The organism is Spirulina sp. 06S082, from assembly GCF_034932145.1.
GTDB lineage: Bacteria > Cyanobacteriota > Cyanobacteriia > Cyanobacteriales > Spirulinaceae > CCY15215.
Map to the genome: position 1 here is coordinate 1 of NZ_JAYGHV010000090.1, position 2,604 is coordinate 2,604.

The window sequence follows — 2,604 nt, forward strand, 5'->3', positions numbered from 1 at the left end:
CTTCCTCGATCCCTATAGTCGTCCCGCAGAAAAACGCGGAGGTGCATGGATGGACGATTGTATCTGTCGCCGAAAAATCAAGGAAAATGGCACAATTAAAAATCGCCTTCCCGTAGCTTATATGGTCTGCAACCAGACCCCTCCTATCGACGGAAAACCGAGTTTAATGGCGTTTGAAGACGTGCAAACCCTCTTTCACGAATTTGGCCATGGTTTGCAACATATGCTTACGAAAATTGACTATCCTCAAGCGGCTGGAATTAATAATATTGAATGGGATGCCGTAGAGTTACCCAGCCAATTTATGGAGAATTGGTGTTACGATCGCGCCACTTTATTTGGCATGGCGAAACACTATGAAACGGGGGAAACGTTACCAGAACATTACTACCAAAAACTTTTGGCAACCCGCCATTATCAAAGCGGTTTATCAACCCTGCGTCAACTCCATTTTGGCTTGTTGGACATTGAATTACACCATCGCTATCAACCAGGAGGAAAAGAAACTCCGAAACAAGTTCGCGATCGCATTGCCAAAACAACTATGGTTATTCCACCTTTACCAGAAGATGCTTTCTTGTGTTCTTTTGGTCATATTTTCTCAGGAGGTTATGCTGCTGGCTACTATAGCTATCATTGGGCAGAAGTTTTAAGCGCTGATGCTTTTTCTGCTTTTGAAGAAGTGGGTTTAGAGAATGAAGAAGCTATTATCAAAACCGGGCGACGTTTCCGCAATACCGTGTTAGCTTTAGGAGGAAGTTTGTCACCCATGGAAGTGTTTAAATCCTTCCGCGATCGCGAACCTAAAACCGAACCATTGTTACGTCATAAAGGCTTGGCTTAGAATTGGTATTAGTGTTTCATTCGCGATCGCCGCAAACCGTAGGAAGAATAATGCTTAAATCACAATTCACCCCGCATAGCCAGTTTCATTTCTCGAACCGCCCTTTCCATACCCACGAGGACAGCACGGCTGACAATTGTATGACCGATATTTAGCTCTTCCATGCCTGGAATGCAGCCCACGGGATAAACATTCCAATAGGTTAAACCATGCCCAGCATTGACCCGCAAACCGAGGGAGAGGGCGATTTCGCAACCTTCTGCCAAAATTTTCAATTCCTGTGCGCGAGAAATTTCCCCTTCTGCGTCAGCATATTTCCCCGTATGCAATTCAATAAATTGTGCTTGGGTTTGCGCTGCTGCTTCAATTTGGGCGCGATCGCTGTCGATAAACCAACTGACAGGGATCCCCTCACTTTGGAGGCGATCGACAATTTGAGCGTAGCGATCGCGATCGGCAAGCAAATTTAACCCTCCTTCCGTAGTAACTTCCTCTCGCCGTTCGGGAACAAGAGTGACATAATCAGGTTTAACCTCCAAAGCAATAGCCACCATTTCCGCCGTCGGTGCCATTTCCAAATTAAGATGAGTCCGCACAGTTTGTCGCAATAGACCCACATCGCGATCTTGAATATGTCGCCGATCTTCGCGCAAATGAACCGTAATCCCATCAGCCCCTGCTAATTCCGCCAAAACCGCAGCCGCAATGGGATCGGGCTCTACTGTGCGTCTAGCTTGTCGAATCGTTGCCGTATGGTCGATGTTAACACCGAGAGTAAGCATAATCAATTATCAATGAATAACTATCAACTATCAACTATCAACTATCTTTAGGTCTAGTCCTTCTCGGCGACTTTTTAAGTCGTAATAGAGTACACCCTTAAGAGTTTGCCAAAAAGGAATAAGTATTATATTACTTGCCAAACTAATCCCATAGATAACAACATAGCCGATCGCCATCGATACTGCTGAATTTGTTAAGGGTTGTATGACCAGAGAAAGCACCTGAATGAGAATAGCAACCGGAAGTGTAATTAAACAAGCAATGGTTAAAATGGCAACAATTCGCCAACCATTATCCTTCGTTAAAGACCAGCTTTGACCGAGAGTATCAGCAGGAGAAAGTTCTTCTATGGCAGTAGCTAAGGGAACTTCAGCAAGCATGAATAAACGTGCAAGCAACCAAAATACTCCGGTGAGCATTGCCAACACGATAATAATTGAAAATAGCCCCACAATCACTATTGAAGTACCTGAATTGCCTGCGATCCCTCCAAAAATGAGGCCAATAATAGTAATGGCAATACCACCAATGTAAAGCCCGATCGCGATGACAAATAATAGCAAACCTGTCCAGAAAAAGCGCCATAATCGAGGTAGAACAAGAGAACGAGCCGTTTTTACAGTTTCCGGACGATTGGCAAGTTCATAAAAGGTTAAGCGAGTAATAACAACGGAGTGGGCAAATGATTTTGTCCAGCAGTAAATTCCCGTTATTAGTAATGATAAAACCGATAGTGCGATAACAGAACTATTCATCGCACTGAAGGCAAAAGCAATACCAAGAGGAATTAAAAATAAAAACGGAATGACAGCCCACAACATTGCTCTTAAGGCAATTCCCACGTAAGTGCGAAAATGGGAGCGGTAGATAACAAAGGCAACTGAAACTACGTTACCGGCACTTAATGGCGCGATATTCTCCGGTCTGGGGGGGGCGAATATATCTCGATCCTCTGAATTTTGAGACATTTGTACAAA

General features: G+C 44.2%; 3 protein-coding genes. 1 reads left to right on the plus strand and 2 read right to left on the minus strand.

Annotated elements, in window-relative coordinates:
• Positions 1–844, plus strand: an 844-nt coding sequence (locus tag VB714_RS07150) for a M3 family metallopeptidase (protein ID WP_323222552.1), incomplete at its 5' end; no start/stop codon positions are given.
• Positions 845–903: 59 nt separating this feature from the next.
• On the opposite strand, the gene VB714_RS07155 is transcribed toward VB714_RS07150, so the two are convergent.
• Positions 904–1,626: a pyridoxine 5'-phosphate synthase gene (locus tag VB714_RS07155; RefSeq protein ID WP_323222553.1), complete on the minus strand. Its 723-nt coding sequence runs from the start codon at positions 1,624–1,626 to the stop codon at positions 904–906.
• Between the two features lie 30 nt (positions 1,627–1,656).
• Positions 1,657–2,604: hypothetical protein (locus VB714_RS07160; protein ID WP_323222555.1), on the minus strand; the 948-nt coding region annotated here is incomplete at its 5' end.